The organism is Coleofasciculus sp., assembly GCF_046565525.1.
Lineage (GTDB): Bacteria > Cyanobacteriota > Cyanobacteriia > Cyanobacteriales > Coleofasciculaceae > Coleofasciculus.
Genome location: NZ_JBKHUP010000034.1, coordinates 33,008 through 54,223, shown reverse-complemented (window position 1 = coordinate 54,223; position 21,216 = coordinate 33,008). Strand labels below are relative to the sequence as shown.

General features: G+C 43.2%; 15 protein-coding genes. 14 read left to right on the top strand and 1 reads right to left on the bottom strand.

Annotation, left to right across the window (positions count from 1 at the left end):
- The first annotated feature begins 60 nt into the window (after window positions 1-60).
- From glpD to ACLGGO_RS14145, 14 genes are all read left to right on the top strand, one after another.
- On the top strand, window positions 61-1,749 hold the full coding sequence (glpD, locus tag ACLGGO_RS14210) for a glycerol-3-phosphate dehydrogenase (protein WP_446419802.1): 1,689 nt from the start codon (window positions 61-63) through the stop codon (window positions 1,747-1,749).
- 92 nt (window positions 1,750-1,841) lie between these two features.
- Window positions 1,842-2,870 (top strand): NAD(P)H-dependent glycerol-3-phosphate dehydrogenase, encoded by a 1,029-nt coding sequence (locus tag ACLGGO_RS14205; protein ID WP_446336777.1) that lies wholly within the window; start codon window positions 1,842-1,844, stop codon window positions 2,868-2,870.
- 636 nt (window positions 2,871-3,506) lie between these two features.
- On the top strand, window positions 3,507-4,265 hold the full coding sequence (locus ACLGGO_RS14200; protein WP_446419801.1) for a Uma2 family endonuclease: 759 nt from the start codon (window positions 3,507-3,509) through the stop codon (window positions 4,263-4,265).
- 139 nt (window positions 4,266-4,404) lie between these two features.
- Complete coding sequence (locus ACLGGO_RS14195; protein ID WP_446419800.1) at window positions 4,405-4,605, top strand: hypothetical protein; 201 nt, start codon at window positions 4,405-4,407, stop codon at window positions 4,603-4,605.
- Window positions 4,606-4,863: a ParE family toxin-like protein gene (locus tag ACLGGO_RS14190; RefSeq protein ID WP_446334049.1), complete on the top strand. Its 258-nt coding sequence runs from the start codon at window positions 4,606-4,608 to the stop codon at window positions 4,861-4,863. It begins immediately after the preceding gene.
- Window positions 4,864-5,147: 284 nt separating this feature from the next.
- Window positions 5,148-5,297: a hypothetical protein gene (locus ACLGGO_RS14185; RefSeq protein ID WP_446334048.1), complete on the top strand. Its 150-nt coding sequence runs from the start codon at window positions 5,148-5,150 to the stop codon at window positions 5,295-5,297.
- A complete protein-coding gene (locus ACLGGO_RS14180) occupies window positions 5,294-5,584 on the top strand; it encodes a hypothetical protein (protein WP_446419799.1) in 291 nt (96 codons plus the stop codon). The genes ACLGGO_RS14185 and ACLGGO_RS14180 overlap by 4 nt, the downstream gene beginning before the upstream one ends.
- 491 nt (window positions 5,585-6,075) lie before the next feature.
- Complete coding sequence (locus ACLGGO_RS14175; RefSeq protein WP_446419798.1) at window positions 6,076-6,963, top strand: Rpn family recombination-promoting nuclease/putative transposase; 888 nt, start codon at window positions 6,076-6,078, stop codon at window positions 6,961-6,963.
- 559 nt (window positions 6,964-7,522) lie between these two features.
- Window positions 7,523-9,769 (top strand): methyltransferase domain-containing protein, encoded by a 2,247-nt coding sequence (locus tag ACLGGO_RS14170; protein WP_446419797.1) that lies wholly within the window; start codon window positions 7,523-7,525, stop codon window positions 9,767-9,769.
- Window positions 9,770-9,891: 122 nt separating this feature from the next.
- Window positions 9,892-10,458 (top strand): type IV pilin-like G/H family protein, encoded by a 567-nt coding sequence (locus tag ACLGGO_RS14165; protein WP_446419796.1) that lies wholly within the window; start codon window positions 9,892-9,894, stop codon window positions 10,456-10,458.
- A gap of 479 nt (window positions 10,459-10,937) precedes the next feature.
- Entirely contained in the window at window positions 10,938-13,172 is a 2,235-nt protein-coding gene (locus ACLGGO_RS14160; protein WP_446419795.1) for an O-linked N-acetylglucosamine transferase, SPINDLY family protein, read from the top strand.
- A 150-nt stretch (window positions 13,173-13,322) separates the two neighbouring features.
- Window positions 13,323-13,826 (top strand): DUF4365 domain-containing protein, encoded by a 504-nt coding sequence (locus ACLGGO_RS14155; RefSeq protein ID WP_446419794.1) that lies wholly within the window; start codon window positions 13,323-13,325, stop codon window positions 13,824-13,826.
- Window positions 13,823-14,374, top strand: a complete 552-nt coding sequence (locus tag ACLGGO_RS14150) for a hypothetical protein (protein ID WP_446419793.1) — start codon at window positions 13,823-13,825, stop codon at window positions 14,372-14,374. The genes ACLGGO_RS14155 and ACLGGO_RS14150 overlap by 4 nt, the downstream gene beginning before the upstream one ends.
- 304 nt (window positions 14,375-14,678) lie before the next feature.
- Window positions 14,679-15,755, top strand: a complete 1,077-nt coding sequence (locus ACLGGO_RS14145; RefSeq protein WP_446419792.1) for a flagellar assembly protein H — start codon at window positions 14,679-14,681, stop codon at window positions 15,753-15,755.
- A 26-nt stretch (window positions 15,756-15,781) separates the two neighbouring features.
- On the opposite strand, the gene ACLGGO_RS14140 is transcribed toward ACLGGO_RS14145, so the two are convergent.
- On the bottom strand, window positions 15,782-21,190 hold the full coding sequence (locus ACLGGO_RS14140) for an O-linked N-acetylglucosamine transferase family protein (protein ID WP_446419791.1): 5,409 nt from the start codon (window positions 21,188-21,190) through the stop codon (window positions 15,782-15,784).
- Window positions 21,191-21,216 lie beyond the last annotated feature (26 nt).

The following is a 21,216-nucleotide window of genomic DNA, read 5'->3' as shown; positions in this document are numbered from 1 at the left end:
TTCATTTTGCATAGTCGCGACTACTGTGGAAGTTAGATTAGATGTTACTCAAACGGGATCATGCGTGATTTTCAAACCATCCAGAGCCAAACCTACGATTTAATTGTCATTGGAGGTGGCATTAATGGTGCTGGTGTCGTCCGAGATGCGGCTTTGCGAGGTCTTAAAACCATTTTACTGGAGAAGGCTGACTTCTGCGGTGGTACAACCAGTTGGTCAACGAGATTAGTTCACGGTGGCTTGCGCTATTTGGAATATTTTGAAATAGCCCTAGTGCGGGAATCGCTACGGGAGCGAGAAATTCTCCTGCATACAGCCCCCCACTTAGTCAAGCCCCTAATGCTGACGATTCCCATCTACAGCGATCGCTCTCGTCCCTATTGGAAAATTCAAGCGGGGATGCTGCTCTATGATATCTTGAGCTTCGAGAAAACCCTGCCCCCCCACCGGATGCTGCCCAAACAGAAGTTTAATCAGCTCTTTCGCCATCTCGATCCCGATGGTTTAGTCGGTGGAGCGCAATATTATGACGCTCAGGTGGCGTATGCGGAGCGTTTAGCACTAGAGAATATTATCTGTGCAGAACTTGCGGGAGCAACGGTTCTCAACTATGCACAAGTCACCCAATTGCAGCGCCAAGGCGATCGCATCACCAGCGTTACGTGCAAAGATGCCTTAACCGGAGAAGAATTCACCGTCCGAGGGAGCGATCGCGCCGTGGTGGTGAATACAGCCGGTCCCTGGGTAGATAAGGTTTGTCAGTCTGGGGTGCAAAATGGACAATCAGCGCCCATTGGTAAGGATAAAAAACTCGGTCCGACCAAGGGAAGTCACATCATTGTCCCTCCCTTCCCCGGCGCTCCCGAAACAACCTTGTATGTAGAAGCAAAAACGGATGGTCGTCCGTTTTTTATTGTGCCATGGTTAGGTATGTATCTGATTGGCACCACCGATCTGCGACATCAAGGTGCCCTAGACTCAATTAAGGCAGACAACGAGGAAATTGATTATTTACTCACCGAAACCAATCGGATTCTGCCCACTGCCCAATTGTCCCGCCAAGATGTTAAATTTACTTACGCGGGAGTACGTCCTTTGCCCAATGCAGAGGGGAAAAAACCGGGCAGTGTCACCCGCAGCCATATTCTCTATGACCATACCCCAGAGGGTGTGAACAATCTAATTTCTCTAATTGGCGGCAAAATTACCACCTATCGCCAAGTGGGTGAAGAGATGGTGGATAAAGTATATCGCAAGCAGGGACGATCTGCCCCCCCTTGTCCTACTTACGAGAAACCCTTACCGGGAGCCATTTTACCCAGTGATCCGCGCCTAGAAAAAGCGCTGCAAGACTATCGCACCTCATTACCCTTGGCGACAATCCATCACCTGTTTGATATATATGGGGCTAAGGCGTTGGATATTTTAGCGCTAACGGACGAGGAACCGGAATTAGCACAAGCGATTACGCCGAACTTGCCCGATATTAAAGCCCAAATTATCTATGCGGTGCAGTCGGAATTTGCGCGGACGTTGGTGGATATTGCCCGTCGCCGTACTAGCTTAGCCATGCATACCAACTATGGCTTTGATATTCTGCCGGTGCTAACCGACACCCTGTCTCAATATGGGGGCTGGAGTTCGGCACAGTGCGATCGCCAAGTTGAGGAGTATCGCGCTTATATGGAAGCCAATTGTATTCCCAATTACGCGATAGCGACTCAGAAACAGACACAAACAGTGAGTTGATAATCTTTTTAAAGGCAAAAGAAGCAGATGCATTCTTTTGCCTTTGACCATTAACTTGACCTATAAATTATTGAGTTCAATACATCAAATCTATGGTGAGCAATCTGACAAATTCTCAATCCAGCTCATCTCAAGCTGATCAGAACCCACAAGCCAGTCAGGCTCATGCACAATCCACGCGCCGACCTGCACCAGAAGCCACCCTCGCCATTCTCGGCGCTGGTGCTTGGGGTCAAGCCTTGGCAACGATTGCTAGACATAAGAATCATCAGGTTCGACTTTGGTCTCGCAGCAGCACCGAATCCCTAGAAGAGGTATTGGCGGATATTGATATGCTAGTCTCTGCGATTCCCATGAAAGGGGTAGTGACGACGGCGGCGAAGATTCAAGAAATTGGTTTACCGGATTATGTGACAATTATTACCGCCACCAAGGGATTAGACCCGGAAACGACTCGTACCCCTTCTCAAATCTGGGAAGCCGACTTTCCTAACCATCCGATTGTGGTACTTTCAGGTCCAAATCTCTCCAAAGAAATTGAGCAAGAACTCCCCGCCGCCACAGTGGTGTCGAGTACAGATATGGCAGCCGCTGAGGAAGTGCAAACGGTGTTTTCCTCCAGTCTGTTCCGAGTCTACACCAGTCCAGACCCCATTGGTACAGAACTGGGAGGAACTCTGAAAAACGTGATTGCGATCGCGGTTGGGGTTTGTGATGGTCTACAATTGGGAACCAATGCCAAATCTGCCTTAATTACCCGTGCGTTAACTGAAATCCTTCGGATCGGGACTCACTTAGGAGGACAAACAGAAACCTTCTTCGGATTATCGGGCTTGGGCGATATGCTAGCCACTTGTAGTAGTATACTCAGCCGTAATTATCGGGTCGGCTACGGTTTAGCCCAGGGGAAAAGATTGGAGCAAATTCTCGAAGAATTGCAAAGTACAGCCGAAGGGGTAAATACAGCCAACGTATTGGTTAAAATTGCTAATCGAGAGCAGATCCCCATACCCATCTGTCGGCAAGTTTATCGCCTACTCAACCATAAAATTACGCCCCAAGAAGCAGTAGAAGCATTAATGGAGCGGGATTTAAAGCCAGAATTTTGCGATCTGTTCTAAACATAAGTCCGCTCGCTCGTAGTAGCGTTGTCTTGCTGATAGATTTCGCGTCAACTGTTAGAAGAGAGATGGCGATCGCTCTTAGTTGATCCAGACCCTTTATTGCAGGACAGATGACACCGATTGAATCACACCCTGCCGCCAGCTCACGATTAAATGACACAGATTGACACATAAAACCGTTTCATGTCTCAATCTAATCATCTGATTATGTCCTCACACCTGTATCTGTTGTGGAGTGAAATCAGTGGGGCTAAAATCCCACAGCCCCCCCTACTGTTTCGATAAATCCGTGAAATCAGTGTTGTGGAATAAGTGTTTTTTTCTGGTATACTTTTCATTATGGGAAAATGTGCCTGCCTATAGACTCTATCCATAAGCTTGCAGACAAGAACATAGAAAGAGCGATCGCGTCGTTCGTAGTGAGCGCTCGCTTCGCTTGTGTACGTCCTGGCTGGGCATCTTTAATCGGTTAGAGGAGCGACTGCGATCGCTCTTAGTTGCTCCAAATTCTTCCCTTGGAGCCTTCTGCCCTAGAGCCCTCTGCCTTGTCTTCACCGATAGTGTTAGTATTCCACCAAACATGATATGACCAATCAAATACAATGAAATAAGTTGTCGCTTCCTGACCGACTCATGCTAGAGTACAACCCATTAGATTGCTTACCCTCTGCAGAAGAGCTGCCTGATTCTGACGATACGCCAGTGGATAATGAACTGCAAGATTTGATTCCCTCATTACTTAAAGCTGTCCTAGCGCTGTTGTGGGAGAATCGCTGGGATTGGTTCTTTGGGGTGGATATGGGAATTTATTATCACCCAGAGGAATCGGCAATTGTACCGGATGGGTTTTTGAGTGTGGGAGTACAACGGTTTATCGATGAAGAGTTGCGCCTGTCTTATGTGTTGTGGGAAGAGCAGGTTGTGCCCATGGTGGTGCTGGAGGTAGTATCTCACAAGCGTCGCGGCGAATATAGCCGCAAGAAAAAACTGTATCGGGATATGGGGGTACTCTACTATGTAGTGTACAATCCCCGGCGGCGTCGTAAAGCCCCGTTGGAAGTGTATAAATTAGTGGATGGGGAGTATCAGTTACAGTTTGGTAATCCGGTGTGGTTATCGGAAATTGGATTAGGGATAGGAACAGAAAGGGGAACCTATCAGGGAATAAATCGAGAGTGGTTGTATTGGTACGATGAACAGGGACAAAGAATCTTGACCCCAGAAGAGCAGATTGCTCATGAGAAACAACGGACAAGAGAAGCTGAACAACTGGCTCAACAGGAGCGACAACGGACAAGAGAAGCTGAACAACTGGCTCAACAGGAGCGACAACGGGCAAAATTGTTAGAGGAGAAACTGCGATCGCTAGGCGTTGATCCAGATTCTTTGTGATAACATAGATGACACCGATTGAATCATATTCTGCCGCCGACTTACGGTTAAATGACACAGATTGACATAGAAAGATGTTTTAGGCGATCACATCTACGCGATAAAATGATAGAGGTGGATTGCTCAAGCGTGACGTTAAATGAAACAAGTGAAACAGATTCAATCGGAAATTGAAGCGCTCTCTCAGGAGGATTTCCGGCGATTGAGAGAGTGGTTTGCTCAAAAAGATTGGGAAATCTGGGATAAGCAAATTGAGGCGGATAGTGCTAATGGCAAACTGGATTTTTTGCTGGAAGAGGCAATGACAGCAAAGTCTCAAGGAAAACTAGGAAACTTGTAAGTGCATCGAACAACCCCGAAATTCTGGCAACGCTTTTACGCCTTACCAGAGACGGTTCAGCGTCAGGCAAGAAAAAGCTATGATTTACTCAAAGCTGATCCCAATCATCCATCTTTAAACTTCAAAAAGGTGGGAAAGTATTGGTCAGCAAGGATTGGATTAAGTTATAGAGCCTTAGCTGTAGAAGATGGTTCTGACTTTATTTGGGTATGGATAGGAGATCATGATGAGTATGACAGACTGATTCATCGTAATTAGGTATTCAGGTTGTAGCTTTAAGGTGGAAGCGCGATCGCGTATTGGTTTATGGTATACTTTTCATCATGGGAAAATGTGCCTGCCTATAAACTCGATACATAAGCTTGATACATAAGCTTGCAGACAAGAACATAGAAAGAGCGATCGCACGTCCTAGCTGGGCATCTTTAATCGGTTAGAGGAGAGACTGCGATCGCTAGGAGTTGATCCAGATTCTTTGTGATAACACAGGTGACACCGATTGAATCATATTCTGCTGTAGACTCACGCTTAAATAACACAGATTGACACAGAAAGACGTTAAGAGCGATCGCACCCAAGACCCAATTGTGGCGATATCGGGTAGGATTGAGCTGATGATGGGGGAAAATGGGGTGATCAGTGAGTCTAAACTCGTCCCCAGGTTATCTTGGATTTTGGGGTTATCTGTATGAGTGAGAATTTTTTAGCATCGGGAGAGTCGATTATGCAAATCACAGCGATTAAACGCGGTCAAACCTTAGAATTTTCAGAACTTCTGGATATTCCTGAAGGTCAAGCCGTGAGAATTGAAATTATTGATACTCCAATCAATCAGGATAAAGGCAAGTTTGGTGACAAATTAGAGGAATTTAGGCTCAGATATAATATCGCTGAACTAGACATTGATGTTGATGCTATTTTTGGCGATGTGCGCGATAAATCTCCTGGACGCGAGGTGACTTCGATTTTTGCTAGATAGTAATATAATATCTGAACCGATGAAGCCAAAGATTGCTAAGGTTAATCAGTTGATTTTAGTGACTAATAATGTATCCGATTATGCTAATTTTAATGAATTGAAAATCGAAAATTGGTATTTCTAAAGCCTGGTTGATTTTCTCCTGCTGACCTGCGATCGCGTGTTGGTTTATGGTATACTTTTCATCATGGGAAAATGTGCCTGCCTATAGACTCGACACATAAGGTTTCAGACGAGGACACAAAAAGAGCGATCGCACGTCCTAGCTGGGCATCTTTAATCGGTTAGAGGAGAGAGTGCGATCGCTCTTTCGTTGATCCAGACTCTTTGTGATCACACATAAGACACCGATTTAATCACATTCTGCTGTAAACTCACGATTAAGTAACACAGATTGACACAAAAAGAGGTTTCACGCGATCACGAAGCGAGTAGAGCTTACAACAGATTGCCATTTTTTAAAGTAAACGTTTAATCAGGGGAGGATAACTATGATTTTTATTAATCCCAAAACAGATTTTGCCTTTAAAAAGATATTTGGCTCTGAGCAAAACCCAGAAATCCTAATTAGTTTCCTGAATTCCCTCCTCTACGGTGGACATCCCCGAATCACTGAGTTAAAAATTATTAACCCTTATCTAGCGCCGAAGATTCAGGGAATTAAAGATACGTTCCTGGATGTTAAAGCTAAACTAACCGATGAGACAACGGTGATTATAGAGATGCAAGTCCTGAATTTATCGGGGTTTGAGAAGCGGATATTGTATAACGCAACTAAAGCCTATTCGATTCAATTGCAACCCGGGGAGGATTATACTCTATTGAATCCGGTTATTGCCTTGACGCTGACTGACTTTGAAATGTTTGAGGATTTGCCCCAAGTGATTTCTAATTTTGTCCTCAAAGAAAAGAATCTTTTGACAGATTACCCGATTAATGACTTGGAGTTAGTCTTTGTTGAATTACCAAAATTTACCAAAGAGCTAGAAGAACTAGAAACCCTAGCGGATAAATGGATATACTTTATTAAATGTGCTAGAGGATTAGAAACGATACCGGAAACAATGGCACAAGTCCCGGAAATACGCAAGGCGTTTGAAGTAGCGAATCAAGCGAATCTGACTCGTGAAGAGTTAGATTCGCTAGAACAACGGGAAATGTATATTCATGACCAACGGAATGCAATAAAATTAGCCTTGAGACAGGGAATTGAACAGGGAATTCAGCTTGGACGAGAACAGGGGATTCAAGTGGGACGAGAACAGGGGATTCAGGAATCTAAAGTAGAAATGGCTAGGAAAATGTTAGGGGTTGTCGATGAAGATACGATTAGTCAAATCACTGGCTTGAGTTTAGAAGAGGTGCGACGGTTGAGGTAAAAAACATAACTTAATGCGATCGCGTGTTATTTTTTGGTATACTTTTCATCATGGGAAAATGTGCCTGCCTATAAACTCGATACATAAGCTTGCAGACAAGAACATAGAAAGAGCGATCGCACGTCCTAGCTGGGCATCTTTAATAGGTTACAGGAGAGACTGCGATCGCTAGGTGTTGATCCGGATACTTTGTGATAACACAGATGACACAAATTTAATCACATTCTGCTGTAGACTCACGATTAAATAACACAGATTGACACAGATAACTGAATAATTCCTACCCCAATCCAATAATCCTTTCATCCTTTGCCCATTGAGAACTAACGCTTCAGTGTAATCAGTGCTACTAAAATCTCCCATCCCCACCCCTACCGCTTCTACAAATCTGTGAAATCAGTGTTTTGCTCTGTGCTACCTGAAAAACCCCGCGACTGGCGTGGCACATCTACGTAGGGGCGAACAGACGTGCGCCCTTGTAAGCAAAGCTTGCGCTGACTGCCTTTTAACTGGTGATACAGTTGAGATGATAAACTCAATGGGGTTACAGCAAAAAACTATGACGGCGGTGAAATCTCTGTTGGAGCAAGCTCGAAATCCCAACTTCTGGAGGAGTCTAAATCCTGAGCTGAGTGTCAGTGAAGATTTGCTCCCCGAATCCTTAGCTCCTTTTACAGTTGAGCCAGAACAGATGAAAAAGCTGTTGCTCACGCTCAAGACGGATGGCTATTTTCAAATCGATGGGATTCTGCCTGAGGCAGATGTTTTACGCATGTCGGCTGGCGTGGAAAAGATACGTCAGGTAGGCTGGACGCCACCTTTTGTGTTTGTTTATGATGAATTTTGGCAGACCTTTTGCCGATTATCTCAGATATTATCAACGGTACTGGGTCAAGATTATCAGCAACTTCCTGACTTTTGGGCGTGGTATATTGACCCAAACAAGACGGAGACAGGATGGCGCCCCCACCGTGACAAGTCGCAAAATACACTGTTACCAGACGGAATGCCCAAAAGTTTGACGGTGTGGATTCCTCTCAGCGACGCCACGCCGCTCAATGGATGTATGTACATTCTACCAGCAGCGTTTGACCCTAATTACGGTCGTGATTTCTCAGTTCATGAAATTGATAGTATTCAAGATATTCGGGCATTACCTGCCCCAGTGGGTTCAGTTTTGTGCTGGAATCAAGCTGTGCTGCACTGGGGGGGACGCAGTAGTGAAAGAGCGACTCATCCACGCCTAAGCTTTGCCTTTGAGTTTCAACGGGGTGATGTTACACCTTATAATACACCCCTGCTTGACCCATCTAAGCCGCCAACGTTCTCTCAACGCTTGGGCTTGATTGGTAAGCAAATCCTTCAATACAAGCACATTTACCCCCTTTCAGAGCAGCTTGCTGAACTTGCTGTGGAGCTAAAAAAAATGGATACGAACGAACCATCAACTAATCTGGAAAAATCCCCATCAGAACGTCGAGAAATCAACAGTCAGACATCTGAGCTGTCAGAACAAATCAGGCAGCAATTTGATTTTTCTCCTTATCCGAGAACTCCTTTAGAGGAATCTCCAAAAGATAAACCGAGTTTACTTTATATTTATAATATAGTTACACCTTACTACCGAAGAAATAGAAAAATTATTGACTCCCAAGACAAGGTTATTTTAGATGCCGCCTGTGGCACAGGTTACAAATCACTAATTTTGGCAGAAGCCAATCCTGGCGCAAAAATCGTGGGTGTTGATTTATCGGAAGAATCGGTTAAGTTAGCTCGTCAGCGCTTGCAATACCACGGTTTTGATAATACAGAATTCCATGTCCTAGCCATTGAAGATTTACCAAGCTTGGAAATGGAGTTTGACTATATTAATAATGATGAAATGCTTTATTTTTTGCCCGATCCAGTGGTGGGATTGCAGGCAATGAAGTCAGTATTGAAACCGGATGGAATTATCCGAACTAATCTCCATAGCTCATTTCAACGCGCCAACTTTTTTCGGGTGCAGACACTTTTCAAGAAGATGGGAGTGATGGAGGAAGAAGAGCAAGAGTTAGGGATAGAATTAGTTCGACAAACGATGGGAGCGTTGAGAGACGAAGTGCTTCTCAAAGCACAGACTTGGCACTCAAAGTATGAAACAGAAGACGAGCTGATTGTTGTCAATCACTTGCTTCGGGGTGACAGAGGTAATACTATTCCTGAACTATTTTCTGCCCTAAGAGCCGCTGATTTAGAATTTGTCAGCATGGTTAATTGGTGGCAATGGGATTTAATGGCTTTGTTCAAAGACCCCGATGATTTGCCTGTGTTTTTGGGCATGACCTTACCAGAACTTTCTGTGGAAGAGGAGCTGCATCTATTTGAACTCTTACATCCTGTAAATCGTCTGCTAGACATTTGGTGCGGTCATCCTAATCAAGCTGAATCCTTTACCCCGATTTCTGAATGGACGAACTCTGACTGGCAAAAGGCGCAGATTTACCTACATCCTCAACTAAAAACACCAAAATTTAAAGCAGACTTAATTGAGTCCCTTCCTCAGTTAAGAATGTTTGAAATTTCTAAGCATTTACAGCTAATTGAAAAGTTTGTGACACTAGACACCTCCATGGCAGTATGCCTCCTGCTTTTGGTGGAAGCCCCTCAGTCAATGAGGTCACTGGTGGAACGTTGGCAGCAGGTTAGACCGCTCAATCCTGTGACGTTGGCACCGACGGATGAGGAAAAGGCATTTTATCTGATCCAGCAGATGTTGACTCAGCTAGAGAGACTAGGATACGTGTTACTAGAGCGCCAGTCCTGAGAAGCATTGGCTCTCAAAAGCCAAATTTTTTGCCGCAGGTGATAGGAAAGTCGTCGAAAGTGGGTAAGTTAAATCTAGGAGTTATAAATCACTCATCCCACACCCCTAAGGAGAGACACCTGATGAAAACAGAACTAAAGGCTAAGTTCCTACAGCACCTAAACCAGAAAAAGCATGATGAAGGATTCACGCTGATCGAACTGCTCGTGGTGATCATCATCATCGGTATCCTATCTGCTATTGCTCTGCCTTCCTTCCTGAACCAAGCAAACAAGGCGAAGCAGTCGGAAGCTAAGCAATACATTGGTTCGATGAACCGGGCTCAACAAGCTTACTACCTGGAAAAAAATGAGTTTGTGGGTGAAGAAACAGAGGAATTTGGTAAGTTAGGTCTTGGCATCGCCACCCAGACCACAAATTATGTATACAAAATTAAAGTCGGTTCAGCAATCAACAAAGATGTTACCAATCAGGCACAACAGGCACTTGAGGGTGCTCCGCTCAAAGCCTATGTAGGTGGCGTACAAGTAGGAGAAGTAGCAGGTACAGGAGAAGCAACCACGATCGCTCTATTGTGTGAAGCTAATAAGGCTGCTGTCCAAAACGCAGCTTTAGATGGTGAGCAACAAGTAGATCTTGCCGATAATCCAGTATGTCCCGACGATTATTCAAACTTGGGTAAGGGGTAAGTAGGTAAGAAATCTTTAGCTTATCCGGCGATAGGTTCCCCACGATCTAATCTTCGATTGAGCGTGGGATGAATCGCCAGTTTATTAGCTTACAACTTGCTTGTTGTAAGCTAATATTAAGGGTAAATTGTTTTTGTATTTCATTGACAAAGCTGTAAAAGCTGGTAAATTGACAGCAAAAACTAAATTCCATAACTACAGTTTCTCTTGCGATAAGCAAGAAGTGGGGCTGGGCGTATTCCCCACTATAAAACGCCGGAAGCGTCGTTCTGAAATGGAACGCCAAAGGAAGCCTACAACCGTACCCGTAGGGTCGGTGTAGGAGGACGTCACTGTATTGGTTTGAGCAGAGGCAGGTTCAACTGTTGGTTAGAGTGGGTAGAATTTTTCTACCTACTCAACTTTGTTTTTGGCTGATAAGCTGATTTTCAAGCCTGCGTCCTTGGACAAAAGTCACAATAGTTCCAGTAGGTAAAATTATGACTACTGAATTCTCTTCTAGGGAGCTAACTAACTGGCAGCAGCAAGCCTATCAAGAGCTAATCCAAGGAAACTATAGTAAGGCTGCCAGCTTATACGAACAGGCAATTGAAACAGAACCCGATGTCAAGTCTCATTACTGGTATTTAGGTTTGATGCTGCTGTTGCAGGGGCAAGAAGTAGAAGCTCAAACGACTTGGCTGCTGGCAATGGCAGAAGGTGAACCCGAACAAGCCGATTTATGGACAGAGGAACTGATACAAGTTCTGCAAACAGAAGCAACTAGGCGAGAGGCAATTGGTGACTACTTAGTTGCTTGGGTAATTCGACAGCACCTACGAGAAATTAGTCCCAGTGATATAGATAATCTGTTGCAGATTATGCAACTTTCTATTCGGCTGGATAAATTTAGTGGAGAAGACTTAACTTGCTTAGGAGTCATTCAAATACTCCAGTTGCAGCAAGGGGAGGAAGTTAACCTAGATTTACTGCTACAGGTTTTGCAAACCCTATTAGAATACGCACCCACTGAACCATCACTGCTAGAATTTGCAGAAGCTTGTCTACCTTACATTCATGAGCCTCAGGTATTCATCAATGTTGTTCTGCCTGCATCTATCAAAATAGCTTATTCTATAAACCAACCTGCTTTAGCAGCACAACTAGCCGAGTTGTGTTTGCGCTTAGATTCAGAAAACAAAGAGGTGTTAACGCATCTAACAGCATTTTATCAGAGTGCAGGGAAACGAGATGAAGGTATAAAAACAGCTAAATTTTGCTATTCTTTAATGCAGGCCTTGCCAGATAAGATTTTTGCTCTACATTTGGTTTTGCGAGGATTAATGAGTGCGGGGGGATTGGATAAAGAAGCTCTTTCCGTATTGCAAAAGCAGAAATCATTACTGCTGGCACTGGTAGAAAAAGAATCGATTGAACTCGATCAAATCGCTACCCTGCGTCTGTCTACTCCTACCTTTTTTCTACCTTACTACAGAGATGAGCCAAAAAGTAACCGCTGGATTCAGAATCAAGTCTCTCAGATTTGCCATACTAGCGTTCAACACTATGCCAAAGGGCAAGTAGAGCGATATCGTCAACAACAGTTCCTTAGACAAAAAAAGGAAACGAGTGACAAACCTCTCAAGATAGGTTACTTATCTCATTGCCTTAGAGGACATTCAGTGGGTTGGCTAGCTCGATGGCTGCTTGAGCATCACGATCACGATCGCTTTAAAATTCATGCTTATTTTATTAACTATAGACAGATAAACGACTTTTTACAAGACTGGTATGTCGAGCAGGTAGACCAAGCTTACAAGTTAGGAATGGATGGTCTAGAAATCGCTGAAAAAATCTCTCAAGATGAAATAGATATTTTAATCGATCTTGATAGCATCACGCTAGATATTAGCTATGAGGTGATGGCGCTTAAACCAGCTCCAGTGCAAGTGACTTGGTTAGGCTGGGATGCATCAGGATTACCCAGCATTGATTATTTCATTGCTGATCCTTATGTCTTACCCGATTCGGCTCAAGACTATTACAGAGAGAAAATCTGGCGCTTACCCCAAACTTATATCGCTGTAGATGGCTTTGAGGTGGGTGTGCCAACTTTGCGTCGGGATCAGCTAGATATCCCCACTGATGCGGTGGTGTATCTCAGTAGCCAAGGTGGATACAAGCGTCATCGCCATACAGCTCAACTGCAAATGAAGATTCTCAAGGAAGTGCCAAATAGCTACTTTTTGATTAAAGGGTTTGCCGAGCAAGCAGCAATTCAAAAGTTCTTTATCGAGATTGCCGAAGCCGAGGGAGTCGATTGTAGTCATCTGCGATTTCTACCTTCTGTAGCGTTAGAAGCAACTCACCGAGCTAATTTGGGTATTGCTGATGTGGTGCTAGATACTTACCCCTACAATGGTGCAACTACTACCCTAGAAACCCTTTGGATGGGTATTCCCTTGGTGACGCGAGTAGGACAGCAATTTGCGGCACGTAATAGCTATACGATGATGATCAATGCTGGTATTACAGAAGGTATTGCCTGGACGGATGAAGAATACGTCGAGTGGGGTGTGCGCTTAGGCAAAAATGAAGCGATGCGCCAACAAATTGCCTGGAAACTGCGACAGTCAAAGCAAACAGCACCATTATGGAACGCCAAGCAGTTTACCCGCGAAATGGAAAAGGCTTACCAGCAAATGTGGGCAAAGTATGTTGAAGGGAATCAATAGACTAATAATGACTGATACCGCTGTCAACATCCACATTACCAGACGGGCAAAACCTAGATCAATTCATATCAGACTAAAATAAAAAGTAGTAGAGATACTCTTATAAATAATTTAATCAAAAAATCGTCTTCATTCAAGGTGCATATCGAAGTGGATAGTAACATTCAAAAAGAAGAATTTAGCTATGCCTATATTTATGCCATTGCCGCAACCGCAGGTTGTGCCGTTCAGAGAACAACTACACCTTTAGATCGACTCGGTGTAGACCTAATCATCACAGGAGTTAACAATCAAGATATAATAGACTTCCCTCTCCTCTATGTTCAGGTAAAATGTACGTCTAGACAAGTCCTTACTGATAACACTATCCGGTATCCTCTCTCCATCAAAAACTATGAAGAATTAAGAATCCGCGATCGCTATCCTCCCTTAATCTTAATTGTCGTTATCGTCCCAGACCAAGTAAATGACTGGTTAAATCAATCCGAAGCTGAACTCTGCCTCAAGCGTTGCGCTTACTGGATATCTTTAGCAGGTAAAGCACCAACCCAGAATCAAGAAACCATCACCGTTTATATACCCAGAGAAAATATATTCACTGCCAATGTACTTAAAACCATGATGCAGCGCATTACAGTAGGAGAACGGTTATGAATGTAACAGTTAAAGATATTGAATTACTCAAAGCCATACATCCCCAACAGGTAGCAACTTACCTACAGGCAAAGGGTTGGCAACAAAAGCAGCAGATACCCGATCAGGCAATAATTTGGCTCAAAGACAAGGAATCTCACGGACAATTGAACCTTGTCTTACCCTTAAATCCAGACGTTCCTGATTTTCCCGTTTCCATGAACCTTCTGCTGGAAACCCTTGCCAAAGCAGAAGAACGTTCTCAACTTGATATTCTCAATGATTTAATTATTAAGCTGTCCAATAGAATTATTCAGGGAGTAGTCATGGAAATTAACTCGCCTAACCCCGATAAACTCAGCGGAGAAATCACACTAATTGGTGTTATTTTTGATAAGCTTTGTAAAATCAAAACAGAGTTATTTGAGCATGACTATATTAAAGCGATTAAAGCCTATCAAGAACGCTTACCTGTATCCTGTATAGGGGACTTAATCAAGGAAGGTAACGTCTTTATTCTTAAAAATCCTCGCCAATTTACCCTGGATGAAGCCTGGAAAAATTCATAGTGGAGACAGTCTAGTGATTGAATCAAAAAAATCATCTTCATCCAAAGTGAATATCGAGGCGAAATGTATAGCAGTAGACACATCGATTAGGACAAATGCACTGTCTGGAGACGTTCCGGTGGAACGTCTCTACAAATCCATCGTGTCCTAACCGTCTTGGCGGTTGCTATATAACTTAATAATTATTATTCCTAATTCCATCAACTTTATCGGGTACCCGTCGCGACAACAAGCGGTGCGATCGCGAATCCTCTCCAAATCCGGATAAGATAGACATCTGCATCTTAGACTATCCACATCGCCAATGACTCGATTTCCCCACGACCAGTTCGCCAAAGATTATCTCGATCAACTCTTATCCCCCATCGGAAACGTTGAGACAAGTCGAGATATTGCCGGGGAAGTGCGAGAGGTTGACGTTTACTTCACACCCACCTCTTCTCCAAATGACTACCTCCTCTCTCTGGGACTTTTAGGACGCTTCGCTACAACTTCCGCCGTATTTGAACCCTTTCGCAACGCTGTAACCCCTGAGCAAATTCGTGATTGTCTTGCCAAACTGTTTGACCTACATCGGGAATTGGCACGACGCGCCAGACGAGAGTCCACTTCCATTAACGACAGTGAACTTCCCCAACTATGGATACTTACCCCCACAGCTTCAACCCGATTACTAGCAGGATTCGGAGCCGTAAGCAATGAACAAAACTGGTTAAGTGGACTTTATTTTCTGCCAGAGTATCTCAAAACCGCTCTAGTTGTGATTCATCAACTTCCTCGCACCCCAGAAACTCTGTGGCTGAGACTTCTGGGAAAAGGTACAGTCCAGCAGCAAGCCATCGAGGAGATCACCGCATTACCCGAAGACAGCCAAATGCGGCAGTCTACGCTAGAGTTATTGTATGACTTGCAAGCCAACTTACAAGCCAACCAAGACCAAAAATTAGACACAGAGGAGAGGGAGTTAATTATGGCATTAGCACCCCTATATCGGCAACAACTGGATGCAGCTCGACAACAAGGTATACAACAAGGACAACGGCTGATTATCGAAAACTTGCTCCAGACTCGCCTGGGACAGTTGACTCCCACCCTTGCTGCTTTAATCACTCCTTTATCGGCATTACCCCCTCAGCAGTTAACCCCATTTCTCTTACAGCTCTCTCAACTTGAAAACAGCGAACCAGGAATCCAACAGGCACAGTATTTCATTGTTGAAAATTTACTCAAAATTCGTTTTGGAGAATTAGACTCTCAACTCACCGCACTTGTAACTCCTTTATTAGGATTACCCCCCCAAGACTTAAGCCAATACCTCTCACAACTGTCTGAGATATCCCGTGAACAACTCCTGGCTCGATTTCCCCAAGCCAGTCCTTAAACATGCGATCGCGCATAACCCATGTTTTAGTTAGCCATTTCTCCGAGCATCGTAAGCCGCTCCTGAACAACCTGCTGATAAAATGCTTCTAAACCTGCTACACAGGCTTTGTCCTCAAAGACGCTATCGTGTCGCGCTTTCATTTGTTCTGCAATCTCCCGTCGCCAAGCTAAATCTAGTCCCAACTTAACCGCAATCTCAATATACTCTGCTTCATCTTCAGCAATCGTATCTGTCACGCCAATCATCTTGAGAAAACTATCCGAGTGACGACCCCGCATAAATTCCCCTGGACAAGTAACAATAGGTAGATGACAGGCGATCGCCTCTAAGCTAGTATTTCCACCAGACCAGTCAAGTGTATCCAGATAAACATCTGAGAGTAAGTTAATCATAAGATAATCCAACCGCTCTGGAATAGTCAAGAATACACAATACTCTTCATACTTAAGACCAACGGCGCTAAACGCACGCTCAAGACGCGGCTGAAGCAACTCACCGCGCAGAAACAGAAACCGAGCGTGCGGAACCCGACGAGCAATTTCAGCCAAAATATAATCATATTGCGGCAAATACTTGAAAGGTGCTTGGCAACACAAATAAAGTACCGCATCCTCCGGTAACTGATAATCTGCTCTAGTTTTTGTTCGTGGCGGAATATAAGGTTTAGGATAAGAAACCCCAATATTCGGCAAACGAATCAGTGTTTCCGAGTAATGGTTTTGTGCATTTTCCGGTTCCATTAACTCACTGGATAAAAAGTAATCAACCGTTGGTAAACCCGATGTAACCGGATGTCCCCAAGCCGTACATTGTACTGGTGCAAGTCGCAGAGCCGCCATTTGCAGGGTTGGCGCATCCATACCAATTTCTGGAAATACCAAGATGTGCAGTTGGTCAGCAATAATCTGTTCGCAGACTGCTTCTAAATTATGAGGAATGTGGTGAAACACATCACTATAGTCCTGAAACTGTTGGGTAATCAAGTCTGGAGTACTACCCGTGTAATAACAGTAGATTTCAAAATTTTCTTTGTCGTGATGACGCAGCCACCCCGTTAACCAAAGGGTTCCACTATAGCAGTGCAGATAAGCCGAAACATAGCCAATCCGAATCTTGTTATTCTGTTCAAGTGGAGGCATTACTCTAGGCTCAATCCAATCTGGATAGTTAGCTGCCATAATTTGATGCACTAAGTTTCCATACTGGCGTTGTAAATCAACGTCATTTTCAGCCTGATAGGAAATATAAAAGTTAGTCAGCCTACCGATACCTGCCAAAGCATCCTTTTTTTCGGCATAGGATTCTAGAGAGGTTTCGTGAATTAATCGTTGCAGTCCAATTTTATAGCGTTGACGATAAAAACTTATTTCCTCTGGAGAATCATAGATTATCGGTACAATTAAATGTTTGAGGATTTTAAAGGTATAATCATTTGGTAAAATATCCGATGCCTGATTCGCACAGGCGATTGCTTCTTGGGTGCGTCCAAATCTTTGTAATTCGATAATTAATGTAAAATGAAGACGACCATCTGTCGGATAAACTCTAACCCCTTCTTGGAGTGTGCTAAACACTTGGTCTAAAAGCTTGAGCTGTTTATAACACTGGCTTAAGCGCCAAAAAATCTCTGGAGTTCCTGTCTGGCTGGCTAAAATCCGTTGATATTGCTCAATTGCCTCTTGCCATCTTCCTTCCTGAAAGAATTTATGGCTCAACTTAAAAAAAAAGCCGCCAACTTCTCCATCGCTGAACCGATTTAGTTCATAAGATTGCAAAGCGTCCACGTTGGCTTGTGCGATCGCCTCTTGATTTTCATTCTCTAAGATAATACGAGCGTGGAGGTGAGGCAAGAGAGATTTCCACTGCATTTCACCGAAATGTCCCATGAGAGATATTTCTGAACCCTCGGTAATATCCAAATCTTCCTGCATGAGCAGATTCATGGCGACACCAGACAAAAAGAGATTAGCCTCCTCCTGAGAAATATTACTAGTGTCTATCAGCAACGTGATATGACTTCTATCCGGGTGAGTCGCGATCGCTTTAATCACTTGTTCCAATTCTATCCCGAGTGACTCTTCAGGTTTAGACCAATCTGGGAAGATAATTAAATTAATATCTCTCAGATTTAAAGGCAAGAGGATAGCATCAACCAAAGCCGCACTAACGATTTCCGCCATTTTCAACCATGAGAACATTTTCGCTTGTGCTAAACCCGCCGCAATTAGCGAGTTGCGAACATTTGGTTTTTGCACATCACAAAGCGCATTCGTTAGTCCATTACTATCAGTGTCATTCACATATAATGCGGCTTCCCCAGCCACTTCAGGAATAGATGCATTAGCACAAGTTATCACTGGACAACCACAAGCCATTGCTTCCAAAATTGGCAATCCAAACCCTTCATACTTTGATGGATAAACTAATGAAACAGCACCAGAATACGCGGCTCTCAATTCCTCGTCACTAAGTTGCAGCGTATGGACAACGCTACCCGACGCATAAGCTCTTAACTCTGGAGAAAGCAGGGAACCGCTACCCGTGCAAACAATATCAAAACCCTGTTTACTATACAGTTGAGCAAAAGCTTGGAAGAATAGAATTGTATTCTTATACCCGCCTCCAGTACCTACCAGAATAAAATAAGGTTTCGAGATGCCGTACTTCGTGCGGAAACTATTCACCTCTTCCAAATTCGCTGGAGAAAAGCTGATTTTAACTCCACAAGGAGCCACTCTTAACGATTCTGGAGATATCTCTGGGAAAAACTTTACCAAATCACGCGCCGTATTTTCTGAAATAGCCAGGTAAGCAGACGCCTGTTGAATCGCACGATGCTTTTCTTGCCACATGGGATTATTCATATCCCATCCCAGCACTTCTGGAATCATGTCATACGCCATAAAGACAGAAGGCGTTGATAGGGGTGTCGTATAGTAAGTAGAAATAAATAAATCAGCGCCTTCCTCATCACAGATTTGCTGGAGCATTTCGCGATCAGCAGCAGTGTTATTGTAGTCATAAGGAGGTACAATACGATAACGAATACCAGAAATGTCAGGGGCGGTTCTGGCTCGATCAAGAACGATAATATGCTTGGCAAAATCACTTCCTGTCCATTCTTCGAGTAAAGATTTCCAAACCCGGGCTATTCCAGTTTTATACATCTGGAAAAATACCCCATCTATAACAATTACGGGTTTTATTTTTACAGGTTTTTGAAATTTATCTACCTGGAAAAACTTCCATAATTTGCTATCTGCATCCTTCCGAGCAATCGGTATAATACCACAGGACTTAGCTGTATCAACCATGGTTCCATCTTGAACCCAGGGAAAATACTGGCGCAATAAAACTGGAAACTTAGCCTGTTTCTGCAATACTGTCCATCGAGAAAAAGCATTTTTATAACCGTAGTATTGTTCCTTAAATTGCAATTGAGCAGAAGTTGTATAGGCAAAATGTTGAAAAACTAATCCTCGTTCTTCAGTTTCTTCGTGCAAAAACGGGTTAATTTCTGCTACATTGCGCCATTGGTTATCGGGTAGAGGTTCTATCAATACTGGAGGTTCATGGGCTGCCCACATCATCCCCGGTTTAAATCTCCAAGTACGCAGCCAATCTTGTTGAGGATTCTGAGCATAACAGTTACGAGTACTAATAACCAGATTTTCTCCGACAAAATACCAGCACCAGTAAAACCCGGCTGTTTTCTCAGGATTGCTGATGAATAGATGTCGTCCAGTACAAAGTTGCTCAACTGTCCACAATTCATCGACATCTATCTGCCAAAGTAAACATTCCTCATGAATATTTGCCAGTGGCGCATTCACCATTTCCAGCTTACCATCCCAGAAAACCCCTTTCGGTTTCCGATACACTGTAATGTTGTCGGGATATTCCTGCACCAGTTCATCTAGATAGTCTGTCGTACCATCCTTACTGTATCCATTCCGATGAATTTCATCACTGATATGTCCACCCAGCTTAGAACTCCAAGCCGTATCATGTTTCAAGTCTGCTACACCCTCAACAATATGCCAATGCCATGGGAAAGGCAATTGCTTGAAGACTTCAATGTGATAACGGATAAATGGTTCACCGTTGAGGACAATTGTGAAGAAATGAATGGGCAATTGAAATGAAGCAATAACTAAACTATTATCTTTTTGTCCACAAGCAAGACTAGATGAATATTCATGAGAAACAAGGTAGTATTTGGCAATTTTGTGCCAAACCTTTTCTGAACCGGGCCATGTATGTATAACGTCATGAAATGCTATCCATCCTCCATTTCTGACCAGAGGAAACGACAGTTGGAAATCTTGTAAAACATCTAAATATTGGTGAGAACCATCAATAAAAATAAAATTTACTTCCCTAGTGTTGGTTAGTTCGTGCCAACGGTTCAAAATTTCATGAGAAAAACCCTGCAATGGAACTACATACTGATTAACACCATTTTTTTTGATATTTTGTTGCCAAACTTCAAAGAATTTTCTATCGGAAAAGTCACGATCATTTCCATTCCAGGTATCAATACAATAGATTTTTCGCTTTGTTCCTATGCAAGCCATAGCCATAGCAACCGTTGATCGACCTTTATAGGAACCGATTTCTACTATAACTGCATCGTCTGGTAAGGATTTTACTTTATTAAAAAGATAGGCTTCTTGCCCAGGTATCATGAAGCCTTCAATTGCTTCAACGGCTGACTGAATCGTTGTGTAACTTATTGGCTGTACAGTCATTTTTTTGAAAATGGCATAGCCGTTCCGTATTTGAAGGCTGCCACCTATAAGAGTATAGTTATAATCCTCAATTAGCCGATAAAAACTCTTATAATTTTTATAGGAATTAATATCATCTAGGAAGATATATTTTGATCTATAAATCTCATTAAGTTCTATATTGCCAGTGAACTCTGATCCATCAATTAAAACAACATCAAAAATATCAATATTATTTTCTTGCTTGATTTTGTTAATTCCCTTTTCTTGAATTCCGGCGGTTCTTATGTATTCAACATCCTGGTGTAACCAACCTAACACCCGTTCAAGGGGATAATTGTTTAGAGCTGTTTTTTCAGTATTGTAAAAATCAACAATATCTTTTTCATCTGGAAACTGCTCTAGAGAAATAGATGAAAGATTATAACACTTGACAAAAGCATTATTAGCATACCTGTTTTGAAGTGCGGCAAAGCGAGGTTTTGAAACCTCTAAGCAAAACAGAGTGGGTTGGTTGGGATTGTCGCGAATTCCTTGAACAAAAGCTTCAGTACTTCCTTCACCTGAAGATGAGCCTATCTCTAAAATTGTTTTAATATCTTCTTCGCGAACAATTTGTTGAATCGCCGCATAAAAATTATCATTTTTAATTTCTGGAGGAATAAGACGGTCAATATCAGATTTTGAAGTTCTTTTATCCATGGGGTGACATTTAAATAAACTTGATC

Coding starts and splice junctions, on each gene's coding strand:
- glpD (WP_446419802.1), top strand. CDS start 61: ATGCGTGATTTTCAAACCATCCAGAGCCAAACCTACGATTTAATTGTC.
- ACLGGO_RS14205 (WP_446336777.1), top strand. CDS start 1,842: ATGGTGAGCAATCTGACAAATTCTCAATCCAGCTCATCTCAAGCTGAT.
- ACLGGO_RS14200 (WP_446419801.1), top strand. CDS start 3,507: ATGCTAGAGTACAACCCATTAGATTGCTTACCCTCTGCAGAAGAGCTG.
- ACLGGO_RS14195 (WP_446419800.1), top strand. CDS start 4,405: ATGAAACAAGTGAAACAGATTCAATCGGAAATTGAAGCGCTCTCTCAG.
- ACLGGO_RS14180 (WP_446419799.1), top strand. CDS start 5,294: ATGAGTGAGAATTTTTTAGCATCGGGAGAGTCGATTATGCAAATCACA.
- ACLGGO_RS14175 (WP_446419798.1), top strand. CDS start 6,076: ATGATTTTTATTAATCCCAAAACAGATTTTGCCTTTAAAAAGATATTT.
- ACLGGO_RS14170 (WP_446419797.1), top strand. CDS start 7,523: ATGACGGCGGTGAAATCTCTGTTGGAGCAAGCTCGAAATCCCAACTTC.
- ACLGGO_RS14165 (WP_446419796.1), top strand. CDS start 9,892: ATGAAAACAGAACTAAAGGCTAAGTTCCTACAGCACCTAAACCAGAAA.
- ACLGGO_RS14160 (WP_446419795.1), top strand. CDS start 10,938: ATGACTACTGAATTCTCTTCTAGGGAGCTAACTAACTGGCAGCAGCAA.
- ACLGGO_RS14150 (WP_446419793.1), top strand. CDS start 13,823: ATGAATGTAACAGTTAAAGATATTGAATTACTCAAAGCCATACATCCC.
- ACLGGO_RS14145 (WP_446419792.1), top strand. CDS start 14,679: ATGACTCGATTTCCCCACGACCAGTTCGCCAAAGATTATCTCGATCAA.
- ACLGGO_RS14140 (WP_446419791.1), bottom strand. CDS start 21,190: ATGGATAAAAGAACTTCAAAATCTGATATTGACCGTCTTATTCCTCCA.